Raw genomic sequence first — 17,315 nt, 5'->3', positions numbered from 1 at the left:
TCACAGGCGCTCGACTCACATGCTGACCGACACCAAGTTGCGCTCGCTCAAGCCGAAGGCCAGCCCCTTCCGTGTGGCTGATGCCAACGGCTTGTGCATTGAAGTGCGCCCCTCGGGAGCCAAGGTGTGGCGCTACCGCTACCGCTATCTGGGAAAGGCCAGCATCGTCACGCTCGATGAGTACCCGTCGATGTCGCTGCAGGCTGCCCGCGTCGAACGCGACCGTCTGCGCTCGCTCCTGCGCGGCGGGGCTAATCCCGCTCAAGTGGCCAGGGTCGAAAAGGCAGTCCAAGGAGAACGGGCCGCGAACACCTTCGGAGCCATCGGCTTGGAGTTGCTCGCCAAGCGAACGAAGGAGGGCCTTTCCCCTGGATCGGTTGTGCGTGAGCGTCGGCTGATCGAGAAGGATCTGGCTGGACTGGCGGATTTGCCTATTGGGGACATCACCGCCCCCGTACTGCTGGCTGCGCTGCGGAAGTTGGAACAGCGCGGTGTTGTAGAAACCGCGCATCGCGCCCGGGCACATGCTGGGCGGGTCTTCCGCTACGCCATAGCTACGGGGCGTGCTGACAGAAATCCCGCTCAGGACCTGACAGGAGCGCTTGAACAGCCTCAGACCAAGCACTTTGCCAGCGTGACTGATCCTGCCGTTATAGGAGGCCTCCTGCGCGCGCTGTGGGGCTACCAGGGGGCACTGGTCACGCAAGCCGCTCTAAAGCTGGCCCCAATGGTGTTTGTTCGCCCTGGGGAGCTTAGGCAGGCGAAGTGGGCTGACATCGACCTCGATGCTGCAGAGTGGCGCTACGTCACCAGCAAGACCAAAACGCCGCACATCGTCCCTCTGTCCGATCAGGCCGTTGAGGTTCTCCGGGAGCTGTACCCGTATACGAAGCGGAGCGAATTTGTCTTCCCTGGCGTCCGCAGCTCGCTAAAGCCAATGAGCGAGAACACGATGAACGCGGCGCTCCGAAACCTTGGCTTCGACTCAGACACGATGGTTGGCCATGGCTTCCGAGCGATGGCAAGAACCGTGCTGGACGAAGTGCTTGGCTATCGCCCGGACTACATCGAGCATCAGTTGGCGCATGCCGTAAAGGATCCGCTTGGGCGGGCCTACAACCGGGCAACCCACCTGCCGGAACGCCGGAAGATGATGCAGGCTTGGTCTGACTATCTCGACCAGCTGCGCGTTACAGAACCGAACGTGCTGGCCTTCAAAGCCAAGCGCGCATAACCACCGGAGACAGGCCTTTGAGGAGGGCCGAACAAAGAAGCACAGCCGCATAAACAAAGCGGCCGAGAAAGGGGCTGGAACCCCTAGCTCGGCCTACCACAACCGACTATTGGAGAGTCGATCATGGATTGCAGCATTGTACTTGTTGCGCCTGAACGGGCGCGTTTGGCCAAAAAATGGCCATCAAACACCATCCGGGCAACTCGCCCAATCACGCTCGTCCGAGTCCACCGCTGGCTTGCCCTCAACGACGACGCGAACACATACAAGCTTTGCACGGCGCTGTTTGTCGCCGCCCTGGCTTTGGCCACTGCTTCCCCTTCGGTCGCTACATGCCTGGAGGTGATCTATGGCTGCTTCTGAAGTGACCATTGAGGCCACGTATGGCGGGATCCCAGTGCAGGACAACGCGCCCACGTACAAGATCTGCGCCGGCATCGACACACTGCACGCACTTGGCGACGCCAGCCTTTACGTCAGTTTTGTTCGCTCCTTCTTCAAGACTTGCATGGAGAACGACTCGGTTCCCTCGTTCGATGATCTTGCCGTTCTGGACCATCTCTTGGAGCAATCCCAAGCACTCCGCCGTGCATCGAGGGTCGACTAATGGAAGCGACAGCGATGAAAGAGCGTCTCACTGAGCTGCGCCATGCGCTTAACGATGCAGCACAGGCTGTATGGGATATCCAGGGTGTAACCGACCTGCTCCTCAACTCCGGCGAGATGGGAGAGTCGGCGATCCATCCTGCGGTTCGGGCTGTGGTCAATTTGGTCAACGAAAGGGCCACCGCTGTTGCCAAGAAGATCGAGGAGGTCCTGTGAGCCGGGCAATCAGCCAAGCTGTAACAAGCTCTAACGGAGGAGGGCTCGTCAGTCAGTCGACGGCCATGGAGGCGGTCTGTGTGGGTGACTGCTCGGCCGGCGAGCGCACTGGGGCAAGTGTCGCCTACGTGTCCGTCAAGGATGATCTGAACGCACCAGCCTTGGAGGCTGGCGACGTTCTGTTGGTCGATCTCGGTGTTACCCGATGGGGATATGACGGCGTCTACGTCGTAGATCTCAACGGAGAGCCTGTTGTTCGCTTCGTGCAGGACCGAGGTGGTGGAGGACTTTACGTGTACTGCCTGTCGCTCATCGATCAAGGACAATCGCTGCCGCGCGAGTCGGTGCCCATTCTGGCTGCGGTAATTGCCGTTACGAAGACCAGGAGGACCGCGTGAATCGATCAATCACACCCCGGCATAGACGACCGGTCCGATTCAATCGGACCCGTGCAAACCCCATCCAGCGCTTGCCGTTCTACCGCCAGAGCCACGCCAAGCTTGGGGACTACTGGCGCATGCCGGAGGTCCATGGCCACCTGATGGGCCGTGAGGTGGGAAGGGTGTGTTCCCTTGCATTTGTGCAGGCCTTCTGTGCAGCTCTGACTAGCCACGAATTCTTGCGGGAAGCTCACCTGGCGAACTTGGTTCTTTCAGCCATTGAGGCCCACGGCGCCGCTGTCACCGAGGAACAGAGGGGAATTCTCAACGGATTCTTTGGAGCTGGTTCACCTTTGGTGGAATTGCTGAGGCTCGGAGCCGGCGCCAGAGGTAATGGGAAGGACTATGAGGAATCTCAACTGGAAGAAGCACTTAGTCAGCTATCAACCCTGACAGCGGACAGCTACGGCCTGCTTCGAGATTCCACTGTGGCCAGTCTTATTCCAGAATCGAGAAGCAAGCCCCGATTGGTGCTGGAGAGTCCTCACGCATCTCCGCCAGTGAGTAAGGCCCGCAAGCCAGACTAATCCCGTGGAGGATAGTAGTAGTGAATCGTGAGCCTTTTGACTTCTTTAAAGACAGCCCAGTTGCGTTTTTCGATGAAGGATCTTGGGAACCAGGCGACCTCCTCACTCGTGATTACGATGAGGGGTTGGCGTTCGGGGTGCTTAAAGAGATGGTGGAAGATGCGAGGTCGGCGCTAGAAGGCGTTCGCGCCGAGGGCGTTCGAGCGATTCTTCAACTTGCTGATGCAATGCTGCACGCCGGTGCTTTTGCGGGTTTGCTCAGGGATGAGCATGGCGAACCCGTGGCATGGACGTCGGAGACAGCGTTGAGGGTGAGCCATCTAGCATTGCTGCCGTTTGTTCTTGAGTCTCTTAGCAAGGATTCGTTCCTACTCGGGGACGCAGAGCTTGGAATCGAGGCCTTCGAGGTGACGCCAGCTAGGTTCTGTGCGGCATATCTGCTGAGAGCGACCTTCTCAGCTCTCGATTTTGGCTATGACCACGGTATCGATGATCTCCCGATCTGCTATCTGATGCAGGCCTCGGCGGTCTATGGATACCTATCTGTCCTGAGAAATGGGGAGGCAGACTCCGTACGCCAGATCGTGATTAAAGGAGCGAAGAGCGAAAGCGCCAGAACATCGGCGTCTCTTCGGTGGTCCAAGGATCCGAGCCGCGACATGTGGTCTGCGGTGTTTACCGAATGGTCAAAGTGGCGAGATGATCGTAGCTCTATGCCCAAGCCGGCAGACTTCCGGAGGGCAATGCAGCTGCGTTTCCCCGATCTCGTCGACGGCACTCTCAAGAATAAGATGTCATTGTGGGAGCGGCAGTTCCGTAACGATGCAGGCAGAGTGTCACGCTGATAGCAGCGTGACCAATGCTGCGGGAAGCTGATCATTAATAGTTGCACCCGCCGCACAGCGGCCACACGGTGCAGTCAGTGGATACACATGGACAACGGGACTTCCGGCCCTTCATTCCGGAATGCGCAAAAGTCGGCATTGGTCGCTCCAAGGCTTACGAGCTGGCGAATGCAGGCCTTCTTGAGACCGTCAGTATTGGCCGTCGCCGCTTCGTGTACCTGGATAGCCTGTACACGCTTCCCGCGCGACTGGCGAGGGAAGTCCGGGAGGCCGTTCAATGAGCGGATTCGACTTCTCCGATCTGAGCCCAGATCAGCGACGTCTGCTGGACCTCGGTGGCTGGACCGCAGATCACCCCCATGCCGAGACCAAGCCGGGCCGTAAGGATGCCTGGGGCTTGATCGAGCGCGGGCTCCTTCTCGCTGTCAGCGTTCGGAGGCGTGACAGCTACGGCTCTTACTCCCTCACTGAGTACCGGGTGCCGGACACGGCCCGCCGGGCTTGGGCTCAGCATAAGGAGACCTCGGTATGACCTCCGATGCTATCCGGCTTGGGCGCGTGGCCGCTCAGGGCCGAACCCTAATGCGCCTGCCCGAGGTGATCGCGGCTTGCGGTATGTCCCGCTCTCTCATCTACAAGATGGCGAAGGATGGTCGGTTCCCCCGACCTATCCGAGTAGCTGCGCGCTTGTCTGCCTGGGACTCGGAGGCGGTGAGGTGCTGGATCGACTCCCGTTGCGAAGAGGGGAGGGCCGCCTAATGGCTACTGGAATCGTCCACGTCGAGTTCCACGGTGCCGAACTCATCGGCCGTCTCCACCAAGGACAACCCTTTGTCGCCATGCGGCCCATCGTGGAAGGTATGGGGCTGGATTGGTCCAAGCAGCTCGAGAAGCTGAAATCTCACCCCGTGTTGGCCCGGCAACTGTCTACCTTAAGGGGGATGGTTGCCGGTGATGGCAAAGGTCGCCAGATGCAGGCATTGCCCCTGTCTAGGCTCCCGTTCTGGCTGGCCACAGTGAACCCTAACAAGGTGAAGGCTGCCATTCGGGAGCGCGTGGTGCTGTTCCAAGAGCAGGCGGCTGACGTTCTCGCAGCGGCATTCCTCTCAAATGGCACGAGGCAGGATGCGGCAATGGCAAAGCGTGTCGCAGGCACCGTAATGTGCCGGATCCTGCACGACACCCTGGTTGGGCTGGGCAGGGACCCGAAGGGTTACGACTACGCTACCGAGCATCGACTCGTGAATCACTGCATCACTGGGGTCTTTGGCGGTGTCTGTGAGGACTCGCTTTCCAGAGACCAGCTCAAGCTGCAGCAAGAGCTCAGGATGCAGAACGCGGTGTGGATCGGGCAGGGCAGACCATATCGTGAGCGCAAGCCTCTCCTTGAGCAGCATGCAGCCACTTGGTGCAGCTCTCAGCAGATCGGTTGGGAGGCCCCCAATGCTTCCTAGCGTGACTGACAGGCTATTGCATTGCGCCAGCGGTCTCCTCGTCTCGCCGAGTACTGGGGAGCTATGGAGCGCCTGCGGGCGGACAGTAGGCCGGAGATACCGTGACGGGTACATCAGGGTCATTCACCGCCGGGCAGGTGGTTCCTGCACAACCTGGTATGCCCACAGGCTCGTGTGGGAGGCCGTCCACGGTCCTGTACCCAAGAGGATGGAGGTGGACCACCTCGATGGTGATTCGTCGAACAACAGGCTGGACAACCTGCAATTGGTGACTGGTTCGGAGAATCGCCGACTTCAACGCGCACGGAACATAGCCAAGTTCGGCAGCCCCTCCTCACAGTGCAAGCTCAGCGTTGCAGAGGTGGAAGCGGTCCTGCGCACGGTGGGAATCGTTCCAACCAAGGTTTGGGCGCGCCGCTACGGCGTGAATAGTTCAACTATCAGGTGCATCCGCAAGAAGAAGACTTGGCGTCACGTGGACGCAGGGACGACCTGTAGAGCCAAACGTCCTAAGCGCGGCTGAGGCCGTGTTCCTTGCCCTTGGGGGGCACATGCACAGTACAAGCCAAGACCGCGCCCAGCGGTCTCCAGAGGGCGGCGCAAGCTATGGCCAGGCGCAACCCAAGAAGAACACTGACAGGCGGCGCCAGAAGCTCGTAGGGCGGTCGAAGGGCGCGCCGTTCCTGATGCTTGAACACAGGATTTCCGACTCGCCGGAGTTCGGCCAGCTATCTGGTAACGCCGTAAAGCTGCTGCTGGAACTGGCCCGGCAATACAGGCCTGGCAAAAACGGCGATTTGAGCATCCCCTGGTCGATGCTCTCGACCCGTGGTTGGAGGAGCAAGGCGACGGTGCACGGCGCCAAGCTTGAGCTCCTCGCCGCAGGCTGGATCATCGAGACGCGCAAAGGTGGCAAGAACATGTGCAGCCTGTACGCGCTGACCTATTACGCCGTCGATGAGTCCGAAAAGCACCTTGAGCCACCGACCGTAACTCCACTGAACCTGTGGAGGAATCGCAATGGGTAGTCGCTATGTAGGCCAACTAGGTCGCTATGCAGGCCAATCCCGCTATGAGTTGGCCCGCATAGAGACCTACGAGGTCGCAATGCAGGCCAGTCAGGCGGTTATCCACACCCCTTCGAGGTCGCTATGTGTACACCCTTCTAGATATATACCAAGCGGAGCGCGCTCTTCTTGCTTCAAAGCATTGGCTTTAGGGCTTCATGCCACGGCGGTCGTTTCTGGACGCCTCCAAGGAGAAGCGCGAACCGGTTCGCGAGGCGGAGTAGTCCGTCTGGCGGACGGGTCGTGCTGGGAGGCCGACCATGGCATCTCGAGAACATGAGCGGTACTTGGAGATGGTGCTGCTGGAGAACGAGGCAGTCGATTTGGTTGTGAGGAGCATCGCTCGTGCGTTTGGCTTCGGGGCGCCAACACGGCCCGCAATCCGGCATGCGACGAGGCGGAGCCCCAGCGAGGAGTGCTGCCCGGATGACGGTGCGTACCTGCCTATCCATCGGGTGCACTCGATTGAGCAGGCCGCATCCAAGTACCTGCCGACGCAGGCGGCGGCCCGCAAGCAAGCGCTGGATAGGTTCAGCCCGAGGGATCGCCAAGCGGTGCTGGATTTTGATCAGTTGGCAATGATGCGCTCGTCGGCTGCGGCTGATCGTACTCGCCAGCTACGGAGCTGGAAGACGCAGGGCTCGCTTACGGCCGCGCCTGTCAGGGGGCAGAGCAGGCTGGTGCTGCACGCTCTGGCGGATGCCCAACTGGACGGTCCACTTGGCGCCTGGCTGATGCTGTACGCCATCGGTGACGAGAGAAGCTGGCCGTTGGTCTGTATGCACATGACCGCATGCGGCCATCCGGAATGGGCTGCGTTGGAGGCGGCGCGGAGATTGCTGGTGAGTCGGCCTCAGCGGTCCTATCGGGAGTCGGCGAAAGACCAGGCCCTCCAAGAACAACGGTTTCGTACCGAGGTCCAGTCGGCTGAGAGGCGCCTGCTTGAATGGCTGGGCCGCGCCAGCCGGAGAGTTGCCGCCGCAATGGGCGCTTTCTGCGAGTAGTAGACCCCTGTGGACGCCAGTGGACGCGGGAGTCAGAAACACCCAGATCCCGACCTATCTAGTAGGACCCCACGTCCCCCCAAGGGCGGGTCCAGGCGGCAGCCCCCGAGAGCTGCCGCCTTCTTTTTTTGCTGATGAAGGCGCGCCAGGCGCTCCTTCCCACTCGCAGCCAGGCGACTACAGACGGAGTACCCGAATCCAATGGCCACCTTCTACGATTCTTTCGCTCAAGGCATGCAGAACGGTCTTGAGCGCCAAAAGGCAGTCACGCAGCGGAACATGCTGGCGGAGCTGCAGGACCTGGGTCCCAAGGTGATCGCAGGCGATCGCGCGGCTACAGATCGGGCGTTTGCTCTCGATCCGCAGCGCGCCCAGGTGTATCAGGGGCAGCAGGACCGTAATCGAAACATGGTCTACAACGCGGCTCGCTACCTCAAGGGTGCCTTGGATCGGCAGAACCCAGCTGAGATTTCTGGGGCGTGGCGTGCCGTCCGTCCGAGCCTCATCAACGCAGGCATTGCTACTGAGCAGGACCTGTCCCCCGATTGGCAGCCGGACTACGCGCAGACCGTGTATCAGGTGCTGGCAATGGGCGGCGGAGGGACATCCCAAACTCCTACTGATGTTCGCTCTTTTGAGATGATGACTCAGGGTCTCAAGCCAGAAGATGTGGAGCGCGCACGCCGCATCAATTTGGGATTGGATGGCCGCGCCTCCAACGCTGGTTATGGATTCTTCGAATTCCAAGGAGCGGACGGTCTTAAGCGCATGGGCCGGAATAACCCGCGTACGGGATCGCGTGAGGTGTACGACGAGTCCACTGGGGAATTTGTGCCGCTGGGCGGCACTGCTGGGATGGGTGCTGCTCCGCAAGCCCCGACTGGTCCGCAGCCTGTAGCTACTCCGGCAGACGGCAATCACTTCGCTGCATTCAGCCAATTGGCGACCGAATTCCCAGCTGTGACTATGACGAGCGGCGTCCGATCTGCCGAGCGGAATGCCCAGGTCGGGGGGCAGCCCAACAGCCAGCATCTCAATGGCACTGCAGCAGACTATGCCGTCCCGACCAACCAGAAGCCTGCATTCATCTCCCGTGCGCGCCAGCTGGGCTATCAGGCCATTGATGAGGGCGATCACATCCACCTGCAGCTTCCCCGTGGCGCGTCCAACAATATTAATCCTGCACTTGCAGTTGGTCGCAGTCCCGAAGACCAGGCTGCGCGTACTGCGCAGGCTACGACGAATGTGGAGAACGCCAACTTCCCGAACAAGCTCAATCAGGAGCGTCAGCTGCAGGATGTGAAGACTCAGGGGGCGATCACTCAGGCAGCCGGAACAGCAGCGGCGGAAGCACAGGCTAAGGACGCAGCACAGCGTCCGAAGCGTATCCAGCAGTACAGGCAGGCTCTGACCGCCGCCGGGAACGTGGAGACGTCGCTGGACAAGGCGCTCGGTCTAGTAAGCCCATATTCGACTGGCTTCGTAGGCGCTCGCTCTCGTGGCGTTGAGGGGAGCCCCTCCTACAACCTGGCTGCAGAACTGGAAACCATCAAGGCCAACCTCGGCTTCGACAGGCTGCAGCAGATGCGCGATTCGTCGCCCACGGGCGGTGCGCTCGGCGCCATCGCGGTACAGGAGCTGGTTGCGCTGCAATCAACGATTGCCAACCTCGATCCCAATCAGTCTGAGGCTCAGATCAGAGACAACATTGAGCGTGTAAAGACACACTACAAGAAGTGGAGGTCTGCGGTGGAACAGTCCTTGGCGGACGAGGAGCGGGCTCAGAGCGCAGCGCCCGCTGTAGGGGCTGGTCAGCACTACGGAGGCGCAGCTCCTTCATCAACGCCATCTTCTTCCAACTACAGCAATCTCTGGAACTGACCAATGGCCAAGAAATGGGTTGACGTGGCCGCTTCCCCTGCCTACCAGGCCCTTGCGCCAGAGCAGCAGGAGGAGGCTCGTAATCAATACTGGAACGAAGTTGTTGCTCCACATGTGCCTGCTGCTGAACATGCTCAGGTTCGTCAGGCGTTCGACAGTGATACCTCGCGCACTGTGAATTGGCCTGGACAGGCTCCAATGGAGCTCGAAGTCGTTGGCGGAAGACCCGAGCGGGCTGATTTCTCGGATGTGACCTCCAGTGTTTCCAGTACTGCAGATGGTCGCCAAGCCGATGGGTGGATGCCGGGCAGGGGGCGTGACTTCGCATTCGGCGTTCGCTCGGCGTTGCAGAGTGCTGGCGGCCTCCTAGGGGCAGTTGGCGGCGACGCCTTCAACAACTATGTCGCCAACCCAGTGGCGCGCGCTGCGGGGATGCAGGAGGCCCGCCCCTACCGCGAAGAGGCTGAAGCGCTGGCGGATCGGCTCGGCCTACCCAAGGCGCAGACTGGCGCTGATCGTGTTTTGGGCGATGTCGCTGAAGCACTGGCGGGCACTAGCCTCACCATGGGTGCTGGCGTCGGGATCAACGCACTTGCCAATCTTGGAAGGAGCGCTGCAATACGAACCCCGGGCTATGTGGCTCCCGTCAGGAATCGCCTTGCCGACCTCCTGACCACCCAGCCTGGTCTGCAGACTGTGTCTTCCATTACCGGATCTGGAGCATCCTCTGTAGCGCGCGAATCAGGAGCATCTGAACGCAATCAGCTCCTTGCCGGGCTTGCGGGTGGACTCGCCCCAGGTGTTGCGACGGCTGGTGGCGCGGCTACATTGCGCGGTGCGGTTCGGGGCCGCTCTGGCCAAGGCATGCAGAACACACTTGCTGACTTTCAGGCACTTGGTGCGACGCCTTCCGTTGGACAAGCTGCGGGGCCGGGATGGGTTCAGGGGATGGAGGGCCTGCTATCCAAGGGTCCTACGAGTGGTGGAGTACTCGGCCGATTTGCCGAGGACCAGGCTGATCGGATCGGCGCAGGGCTTAAAGCAAAGGCTTCCAACCTTTCGCCAAATCCGGGCTCGGAGAACGCTGGTCTCGCAATTGAGAGAGGCATGAATGCCTTTAAGGGCGACACAAACGCGGTGAAACGCGCGTTGTACTGGGCGGTCGATCAGCAGATCCCTGGAACCGCGCCGACTCCCATGGCCAATACGCAACGCGTTCTTCAGCGGCTCACCACTCCCAACCCGAGTGCAAGGGCAACAACCGGGGATTTGATCCAGCCCAGCATGACTAGGCTTCGAACCAACCTCGAAGCGGATCTCCAGGCGAATGGCGGAAACCTGACGTATGAGGCGCTCAAGCGCATCCGCACCGACATCGGTGAGCAGATCGGGCGCTCCTCGCCCCTGAACCCTAGCACTGATCTGCAGGAACTCCAGAAGGTCTATGTGGCCCTGTCGGAGGACATGCTTGCGGCTGCGCAGAACAGTGGACCGGCAGCAGTGCGGGCCGCAGCACGTGCTAACAACTACACCCGGAACGTCGCTGAAAGGAATGATCTGGTTCAGCGCATTCTGAACAAACATGGAGGCCCAGAGAAGGTCTACCAGGCAGCTACTTCGGGCACCAGGGATGGTGCAACCACGCTCCGCGCCGTGATGTACTCGCTACCGCAGGACGAGCAGAAGGCCGTGTCCGCAGCTGTGATCAAGCGCTTGGGGCTAGCCACGCCGGGGAATCAGAACGTAGAAGGCGACGTTTTCAGTTCGTCCACTTTCATGCGCAACTGGAATGACCTGAGCGAGGAGGCCAAGGCGGTGCTGTTCGGTCGCTATGGCAAGAACTTCAGGGAGTCGATGAACCAGGTGGCCCGGGTTGCGCACAACATCAAAGAGGGCGCAAAGGTCTATGCGAACCCATCTGGCAGCGGCGACAAGGTTACCGCGATCGCTTACTGGGTTGGCCTTCTCAATGCTTTGGGCAGTGGCCATTTCAGGACTGCAGCCGGCGTGGCAGCGGGTGGAGTTGGAGCAAATGCGACTGCTCGCGCACTCACCAGCCCAATCGCCGTGAGGTGGCTTGCCTCACAAACCAACATGCCGAGGGGGGCGGCAGTGCCGCAGGCAATTCTCCTGCAGAAGCAGGCAGCTGCCGCGAACGATCCAGAACTGGAAGAGATCGCAAAAGCCCTAGTGGAACGGGCCAAAAATGACCGAGATCAGCATCCAGGCAGCGAAGACGAACAAGGCAATGATCGCTCCAACTGATAGGAATACCTTCCACCCATCAGTCGAGTTTGATGCGACTTCCTTCTCATGCTCCCGCTGCATCCAATCCTTCTGCTGTCCACCGACATTGGAGAGGTCTACCTTGTCACTGCTCATCGGGTCACTCCATTGGGTAGGTGATTTTGGCTCATCGATGCTTCTCTGCGCATGACGATTCGTCAGTCTGAAGGCAGCAGATATACGACCAGTCGTCTGCGCTGTCCTTCTCCCTCGCCTGCGCGGTATTCCAGGCGACGGTCCCGCACTGCTGAAGCCCAATGGCTGTGCCAAGGAAGATCTCATTCGGCTCAGATGAGGTATCCGTGACTTCGTAGTAGTAGACGTTGAAGGTCTGCGTTTCAAGTTGCTTGCAGGTAAATCGGGAGTATTCCTTACAGGAGTCCGTTTGGCACCCTGGCAGAGCCACTAAGGAAGCAGCGGCTAGGAGGGAAGCCATAAATAGGCGCGCATCTTGCGGCTTCATCTTCCACCCTGCCCAGTCCTAGAAGCTACATACGCCATGCAGCCTTCCACGAACGACTTGGAGCTCCCTCGGCAGTTCTGCACCGAGGATGTGCCTTGCTCTGAGGCCCAAGCATAGCCCGCCCTGTGCCCGCTGCAGTCTGAGGAGCACTTGTAGCCCATAAAGGTGCCAGGCGGATCAGGCTGTACAGAGCGCTTGTCTACCCAGCGGTACTTGATGGTCCGGCATGCACTATCAGTGGGCAGGGGCGTAGCAGTGTACGTCCGTAATCCATCTCGAACGCAGGCATACAGGACTCCCTCCTTTCCCTCATAGGTCTGGGCGGAGGTGACACAGGACATCGTTAAGAGGGCCATAAAGGCGAGCGCGGTCGGGAACAGTCTGTCCATGAGTCCTCCCCCTGTTTGGGCGGATCGTACACCAGGGGCTGGCGCGGGCCGTAGGTCGACTACCACCGATTTTGAGACCAGTACGCGCGCGTTGGGCCGTCCAGCGGCGTCCACATAGATCCAGCAGTCTGAACGAGACAACTGAGGGGAAGTGCCAGATGGACCCAAGCATCGCCGAGCTGAAGATCACACGCCGCCCAGGCCAATCGGACGAGGAGCTCCATGCCGAGCAACTGGCAGATGGGGTTAACAGCAACGCGTTCCTGGCGCTTCTTTTTGCTCAGCATTCTGGCTTTGCCAAGGGTTCGGAGATTGGCGAGCTTGTAGGGGCTACTCAGCAGGCAGTGGAGCGAGCTAAGCGGGGAGGAACTGAGCAGGCCGACTCCCTTCTCACCAGTCAGGCCATAGCTCTCAACGCGGTGTTTCTGGAGATGAGTCGGCGAGCGGCTCTCAACATGGGTAGCCACCTGAGGGCGACCGAGACATACATGCGGCTGGCCCTGAAGGCACAGTCCCAGTGCCGGACGACTCTGGAGACCTTAGCCGAGATCAAGAACCCCAGAGCCGTGGCGTTCGTGAAGCAGGCCAACATTGCCGGTGGCCACCAGCAGGTGAACAACCTTGCCCCGGAAAGTTCCGGGCCGGTCCCGGAAGAGGCCGGGCGCGCGGGAACAAAAAGTCGGCCGAACGAACTATTGGAGGAGATCTCAGATGCGCAATGGCTGGACCCCAGAGCGGCGCCAGCGGCAGGCGCAGGCAATCCAGAACTGGCGACCGTGGGAGCGGGCGACCGGCCCGCGAAGCGTCGAAGGAAAGGCCAAGGCGGCTAGGAATGCCTGGAAGGGTGGGGAGCGCGTGTCGCTTCGGCAACTGGCCGGTGTCCTTCGGGAATCCTGGGGCTAAGGTGGCAAGACGCGCACGGCACAGTTTTGTGGAGTGCTTGTAAATCAATGAGTTATCGGGCTCGGATCGTTCCATGCGCGAGGGCGCCGGAATTAATGGACGCCTCTACGCGCGCGAGTCCGGCGACCGCCAACCCGGAGTTTCGCGACAAGTACGCGCACGCGCGCGAGGCCGGCCGGGTCTTCGGAATTTAGTGACACCTTTACGCGGGCGAGCGCTGAGGGCGGCACGTCCGAGCTGGGCCTTAGCCCCAGTATCTGGAGCCCCTAAAAGGAGCGGTTGTATGTTGCTTTGCGATGTTCCCCAAGTCCCTCCGGCAGAGGGAGAGCTGGACTATGTGGACCTGATTACGCGCGCTGGGCTGGCGAAGGACCTCATCCGTAGGATTGATCGGCACTACCTCCTGCATGAGGACGGGTGCCCCGGGGAGGGCGGTGAGGCTTGCTCCTGCGGCTTGGTGGTCGTCTTTGTGGGCCCAGCGGCGTTGGTCATGGTGGACAGTCACTATGCCTACCGAACTGACCCCATCAACTGAGTTTTGTCAGGCCTAAAGGACTAGAGTTCTTGGCTGTGGGTGCAAGGCCCTAGCCTTGCTAGGGGCGGCTAGGGCGATCAGCCGAAACCAAGGCGTCGTCGAACTTTGCCTGGAGAGCAGGGCCCAGCAGCATCCACCATGAGGCCCTAATGGCCGCTTGCGCAAGCGGGCGATCAGCGGACAGACGGCGTTACGCGAGTAGGGGCAATTCTCAATAGATCGCCGTTGCAATCGCTGGTTCATCAGAACAGACGCATCATTGCGTAGCTGGCTAGGTGGTCTGAGCCAGTACTGGAAGTTGTCTTTCCATTCAGCTACCTTGCGGGGATGTGGATCTGAGACATGGATCCCCGAAGATGAATGGGGCGCGGTTGCGCTTGACGCCGATCTAACGGAATATATCTTATAAGACATGGTAGTCAGAGGCGGAGCCGCCTACACCCTGAAGGTGACAAAGGCGGCGGAGAGTGACATAGACGATGTCTGCGGGGAGGACGATGAACTCTTCGATGCTGTGTGGCTGTATGTGAGAGAGCTAAAAAATGATCAGGAACTGCTGGAAAAGCTTCTGGAAGATCGTTATGGAAAACTGAGGCACGAAGACCGTTTCACTCACCGGATCGGAGTTCAGCAGATCGGTGAGTTTTTTCGCGACAGGCCAGCTAGGGATACCTGGGCATGGAAGTTCTGGGATATCGAGAACAAGGGCGTCGCACTTCGCTTCGTGTACATGTATCTGCCAAGGCAACGCTGGTTCATCGTGTTAGCTGTGGCAAAAAGGGAATGGAACTATGAATCTTCTCACCCTCTCTCCGATCGGATTCGAGCGGACTACGACCGATTTAAACGTAATTACGGCTAGAGTTCTGAAGAATTTCTCTGCTGAGGCGGAAGCGCCGCATACGCTAGTGGGTGCGTGGAAGAGTTTGGCTGGCACCGTAGCCGCACCAGGCGTTCGTATACACAGATTCCCTGCCGTAGAGCCTTCGCCGGAAGCCGACTTCGTCGATATCGATGCTAAGGCAGAGGCGGCCTCGGCACGAGCGACTGCCGCTGGGCGTTTGCCGCGTGTTCTTCAGCGCGTGGGTGCAATGCTGTATGGGGATGATCTTCCTTCCTTGAAGGCATTGCGCTTAAAGAGTGGACTCTCGCAAGAGCAGTTCGCGGAGAAGATGAAGACCAGTCAGGCTACAGTCTCAAAGTGGGAGCGCGGCTTGATCGATCCTCGTCGGTCGACCATGAGCAAGATTGCTGACGTTCTTGGGGTGAGTGTGGGATTAGTCGCTGAAGTCTGGTGCCGTTCCTGCAAGGCTGAGGGATCTGGCAATGCCTGATTTGGATGTCAATGTAGTCTTTTGTGATGACGTTCGTCGTGAAGCTGATGGCCGCGTCTCCATCATGGGGGTGTTTGAGGGACTACGCATCCTCCCTTCAAGCGTCGACACCCTGCCCAAGACAACAATTTTGGCGCTAGTTTCGGCTACTCCTGGAGTTGATCTGAGTGAAATTGACCTCAGAGTCAGTGTCTACCGCAGCGGACAACTGGAGCATGAAGAAAGCTACCCAGCGCTGCCAAATCAAGCCGAAGCTGATTCGCGCTTGACTTCGGCTGCTGAAGATTTGGGTCTAACTTTTCCAGTGAAGGCCTACTATGCAGGGTTGGTTGAGCTGCAGAATTTTCCGGTTCATGACGGTTGCTCCATTCAAGTCCGTGCGATGAAGGGAGAGCAGGTGCTGTCCGAGCATGGCGTGGTCTTTATCCAAGATGCTGACGCTGTCAGTGAGATCCAGCAGTCGGCCGTTGTTCAATCGAAATCGAAGTCGAAACGAGTTCGCCGAAAGCCGCGCAGCTGATTAGTTCATGGCTGCGAGTAGGTACGAAAACGGCTCGGCACGATGCATCTGCACCTCCATTAGCCTTGGACGCCTTCACTAGCCAAGGCCAGCAACAGGTAGCTGTGATCGGCGACACAAGTTCCCGTCCTGTAGGCCGATATCGCTCCAGATGTCTAAACAAAGGAGCGGAGAACATGGACGATCAGATGATCTGCCCGATGTGCATGGGATACGTGCCACGCGGTGCCGTCGTGTGTCGGGGGTGCAAGGCTAGGATTGAGTACGGCAGCCCCGGCTGGGCTTCTCTGTTCGTCTTGATCTGTTCTATTTCCTTCGGGATCTGGTCGGGCAGCGTCCTTGCATGGTGGATCGGCCTGGTCGGTGGCTTGGTATTGTTCGGCCTCGGCTCTGCTGGACTCGAGCGCCTGTTTCGCAACCGAGTCGTATTCCGCCTCAAGTACTGAGCACGGTCTGACGTGCTTGGAACAAGTCGATCTAGTGGCCGATAGGCGAAGTGGCGTCGTCAGAAGTCATCAGGATCGTAAGGTTCGAGATGTGGCGTTGCTCCGGCTAGGCCAAGCGCTTCATTGAGCGCGTCCATAGTCGTCCAGATCCCGCCGTTTCCGTCATACAGGAAGCGGATCCCGCATTCGTTGGCCCATCGGATCACAGTGGCAAGCCTAGGCCTCTTGCCTGGCTGGCAGAGTTCCTGCAGGTCGCGGAACTGAAGGATCGACTTGTTCAACGGGATAGCTCATCTGGCGGGGAACGTGCGCCCTTCCTTCAGGCATTGGGACAGTCTCTTCTCAAACGCGAAAGAGTCGTTTTGAAGCGCCTCCAGTCCTGTGCAAGCGCGCCGGTCGTGCAGCTCAAGGTGGAAATTGAGATACATGCCGCCTACCCACAGGGACAGGAGTATGGATAGGGAAATGGGCAGCCACTTGGGCAATTCGATGTCTAGGATGTCCAGCATGGCTCCGCGCAGGCTTGTCTGGTTGTAGCCGTACCGTCTCAGACGCAGCTTATAGCCGCCAGTCAGGACAATCCTGACGCCCCACTTGGGTCGATGGCCGACGCCGAGTCGGTTTCGTGGCCACCGTCTTGATCCGGGCGTTGATGGTCGAGCCCTGCAGGCCCTTGGCCTTGGCCCAGAACGGCAGCAGGCCTCACGACAGCCGGGCCTTCGCCGCGATCCAGAATCACCGAGGCGCGTTGTGTCGGCGCCAGGTTGTAGCTGGGCTGGATCTCTGCCAAGCCGGGGGCAAGGTCTGCCAGCCCGGGCTGGCAGAAGTCGACAACGGGGAGCTGGACGAATCGGCCGCACATGGCGCGATTCAGGCCGGTATCGCTAGGGGCATCGTAGGCCCCAACACTTGGTCGCATTCGACCAAGCGGGCGTTGCTGACTGCCTGACGCTCGCCGCATCCAGCGCAAGCGAGCAGGGTTCCTCCCGGCATTGTCTGCAGGTCCGGAGCGCTTGAATGGGTGACATGTCTGCACTGGTTGCAGCGGACAGTAATGGCACTTACGTGCTTCAACTTGCCCAGCTCGTCGCGGTCCGCGTCGAGGTCGATAACGTGAAAAAGGCCTGTATCTGGCATTGCTAACTACCGGGAAATTTTGCGCATG

Annotated in this window: 18 protein-coding genes and 1 pseudogene; 17 read left to right on the top strand and 2 right to left on the bottom strand. The window is 59.6% G+C overall.

Annotation, left to right across the window (positions count from 1 at the left end; translation table 11 throughout):
* The first annotated feature begins 19 nt into the window (after positions 1–19).
* The 17 genes from ACZLHH_RS21060 to ACZLHH_RS20980 all read left to right on the top strand — a co-directional run bounded on the left by ACZLHH_RS21060 (position 20) and on the right by ACZLHH_RS20980 (position 16,150).
* Positions 20–1,234: a tyrosine-type recombinase/integrase gene (locus tag ACZLHH_RS21060; RefSeq protein WP_180845236.1), complete on the top strand. Its 1,215-nt coding sequence runs from the start codon at positions 20–22 to the stop codon at positions 1,232–1,234.
* A 349-nt stretch (positions 1,235–1,583) separates the two neighbouring features.
* Positions 1,584–1,841 carry a hypothetical protein gene (locus ACZLHH_RS21055; RefSeq protein ID WP_180845238.1) on the top strand — a complete coding sequence of 86 codons (258 nt, stop codon included), beginning with the start codon at positions 1,584–1,586 and terminating at the stop codon, positions 1,839–1,841.
* A 14-nt stretch (positions 1,842–1,855) separates the two neighbouring features.
* Positions 1,856–2,056: a hypothetical protein gene (locus tag ACZLHH_RS21050; protein ID WP_180845239.1), complete on the top strand. Its 201-nt coding sequence runs from the start codon at positions 1,856–1,858 to the stop codon at positions 2,054–2,056.
* A gap of 128 nt (positions 2,057–2,184) precedes the next feature.
* The gene (locus ACZLHH_RS21045; protein WP_180845240.1) at positions 2,185–2,454 is read left to right on the top strand and encodes a hypothetical protein; all 270 of its coding nucleotides are present in this window, start codon (positions 2,185–2,187) and stop codon (positions 2,452–2,454) included.
* Between the two features lie 589 nt (positions 2,455–3,043).
* Positions 3,044–3,868, top strand: coding sequence for a hypothetical protein (locus ACZLHH_RS21040; RefSeq protein ID WP_180845241.1), 825 nt, complete (start codon positions 3,044–3,046; stop codon positions 3,866–3,868).
* A 528-nt stretch (positions 3,869–4,396) separates the two neighbouring features.
* Positions 4,397–4,627, top strand: a complete 231-nt coding sequence (locus ACZLHH_RS21035) for a helix-turn-helix transcriptional regulator (RefSeq protein WP_164115661.1) — start codon at positions 4,397–4,399, stop codon at positions 4,625–4,627.
* Positions 4,627–5,322 (top strand): phage antirepressor N-terminal domain-containing protein, encoded by a 696-nt coding sequence (locus ACZLHH_RS21030; RefSeq protein WP_180845242.1) that lies wholly within the window; start codon positions 4,627–4,629, stop codon positions 5,320–5,322. The genes ACZLHH_RS21035 and ACZLHH_RS21030 overlap by 1 nt, the downstream gene beginning before the upstream one ends.
* Positions 5,264–5,845: an HNH endonuclease signature motif containing protein gene (locus ACZLHH_RS21025; protein WP_478478738.1), complete on the top strand. Its 582-nt coding sequence runs from the start codon at positions 5,264–5,266 to the stop codon at positions 5,843–5,845. The genes ACZLHH_RS21030 and ACZLHH_RS21025 overlap by 59 nt, the downstream gene beginning before the upstream one ends.
* A gap of 28 nt (positions 5,846–5,873) precedes the next feature.
* Positions 5,874–6,350: a hypothetical protein gene (locus tag ACZLHH_RS21020; RefSeq protein ID WP_051007174.1), complete on the top strand. Its 477-nt coding sequence runs from the start codon at positions 5,874–5,876 to the stop codon at positions 6,348–6,350.
* A 326-nt stretch (positions 6,351–6,676) separates the two neighbouring features.
* The gene (locus ACZLHH_RS21015; protein ID WP_197573094.1) at positions 6,677–7,393 is read left to right on the top strand and encodes a hypothetical protein; all 717 of its coding nucleotides are present in this window, start codon (positions 6,677–6,679) and stop codon (positions 7,391–7,393) included.
* Positions 7,394–7,594: 201 nt separating this feature from the next.
* On the top strand, positions 7,595–9,274 hold the full coding sequence (locus ACZLHH_RS21010; RefSeq protein ID WP_164212590.1) for a D-Ala-D-Ala carboxypeptidase family metallohydrolase: 1,680 nt from the start codon (positions 7,595–7,597) through the stop codon (positions 9,272–9,274).
* 3 nt (positions 9,275–9,277) lie between these two features.
* Complete coding sequence (locus ACZLHH_RS21005; RefSeq protein WP_180845244.1) at positions 9,278–11,539, top strand: hypothetical protein; 2,262 nt, start codon at positions 9,278–9,280, stop codon at positions 11,537–11,539.
* A 1,031-nt stretch (positions 11,540–12,570) separates the two neighbouring features.
* A complete protein-coding gene (locus ACZLHH_RS21000; RefSeq protein ID WP_180845245.1) occupies positions 12,571–13,242 on the top strand; it encodes a hypothetical protein in 672 nt (223 codons plus the stop codon).
* A 1,020-nt stretch (positions 13,243–14,262) separates the two neighbouring features.
* Complete coding sequence (locus ACZLHH_RS20995) at positions 14,263–14,712, top strand: hypothetical protein (protein WP_180845246.1); 450 nt, start codon at positions 14,263–14,265, stop codon at positions 14,710–14,712.
* Positions 14,642–15,184: a helix-turn-helix domain-containing protein gene (locus ACZLHH_RS20990; protein WP_197573093.1), complete on the top strand. Its 543-nt coding sequence runs from the start codon at positions 14,642–14,644 to the stop codon at positions 15,182–15,184. The genes ACZLHH_RS20995 and ACZLHH_RS20990 overlap by 71 nt, the downstream gene beginning before the upstream one ends.
* The gene (locus ACZLHH_RS20985) at positions 15,177–15,704 is read left to right on the top strand and encodes a hypothetical protein (RefSeq protein WP_180845247.1); all 528 of its coding nucleotides are present in this window, start codon (positions 15,177–15,179) and stop codon (positions 15,702–15,704) included. The genes ACZLHH_RS20990 and ACZLHH_RS20985 overlap by 8 nt, the downstream gene beginning before the upstream one ends.
* 176 nt (positions 15,705–15,880) lie before the next feature.
* Complete coding sequence (locus ACZLHH_RS20980; protein WP_180845248.1) at positions 15,881–16,150, top strand: hypothetical protein; 270 nt, start codon at positions 15,881–15,883, stop codon at positions 16,148–16,150.
* Positions 16,151–16,209: 59 nt separating this feature from the next.
* Here ACZLHH_RS20980 and ACZLHH_RS20975 read toward each other — a convergent pair whose 3' ends face one another.
* Positions 16,210–16,431 carry a hypothetical protein gene (locus ACZLHH_RS20975; protein WP_180845249.1) on the bottom strand — a complete coding sequence of 74 codons (222 nt, stop codon included), beginning with the start codon at positions 16,429–16,431 and terminating at the stop codon, positions 16,210–16,212.
* Between the two features lie 328 nt (positions 16,432–16,759).
* Positions 16,760–17,012, bottom strand: a pseudogene (locus ACZLHH_RS20970) (SOS response-associated peptidase family protein); the annotation flags it as partial.
* Between the last annotated feature and the right edge of the window lie 303 nt (positions 17,013–17,315).

The organism is Stenotrophomonas sp. 28608_Sma (genome assembly GCF_056486185.1).
The sequence above is the reverse complement of the archived record's forward strand: the minus strand, read 5'-3'. Positions and strand labels throughout refer to the sequence as shown.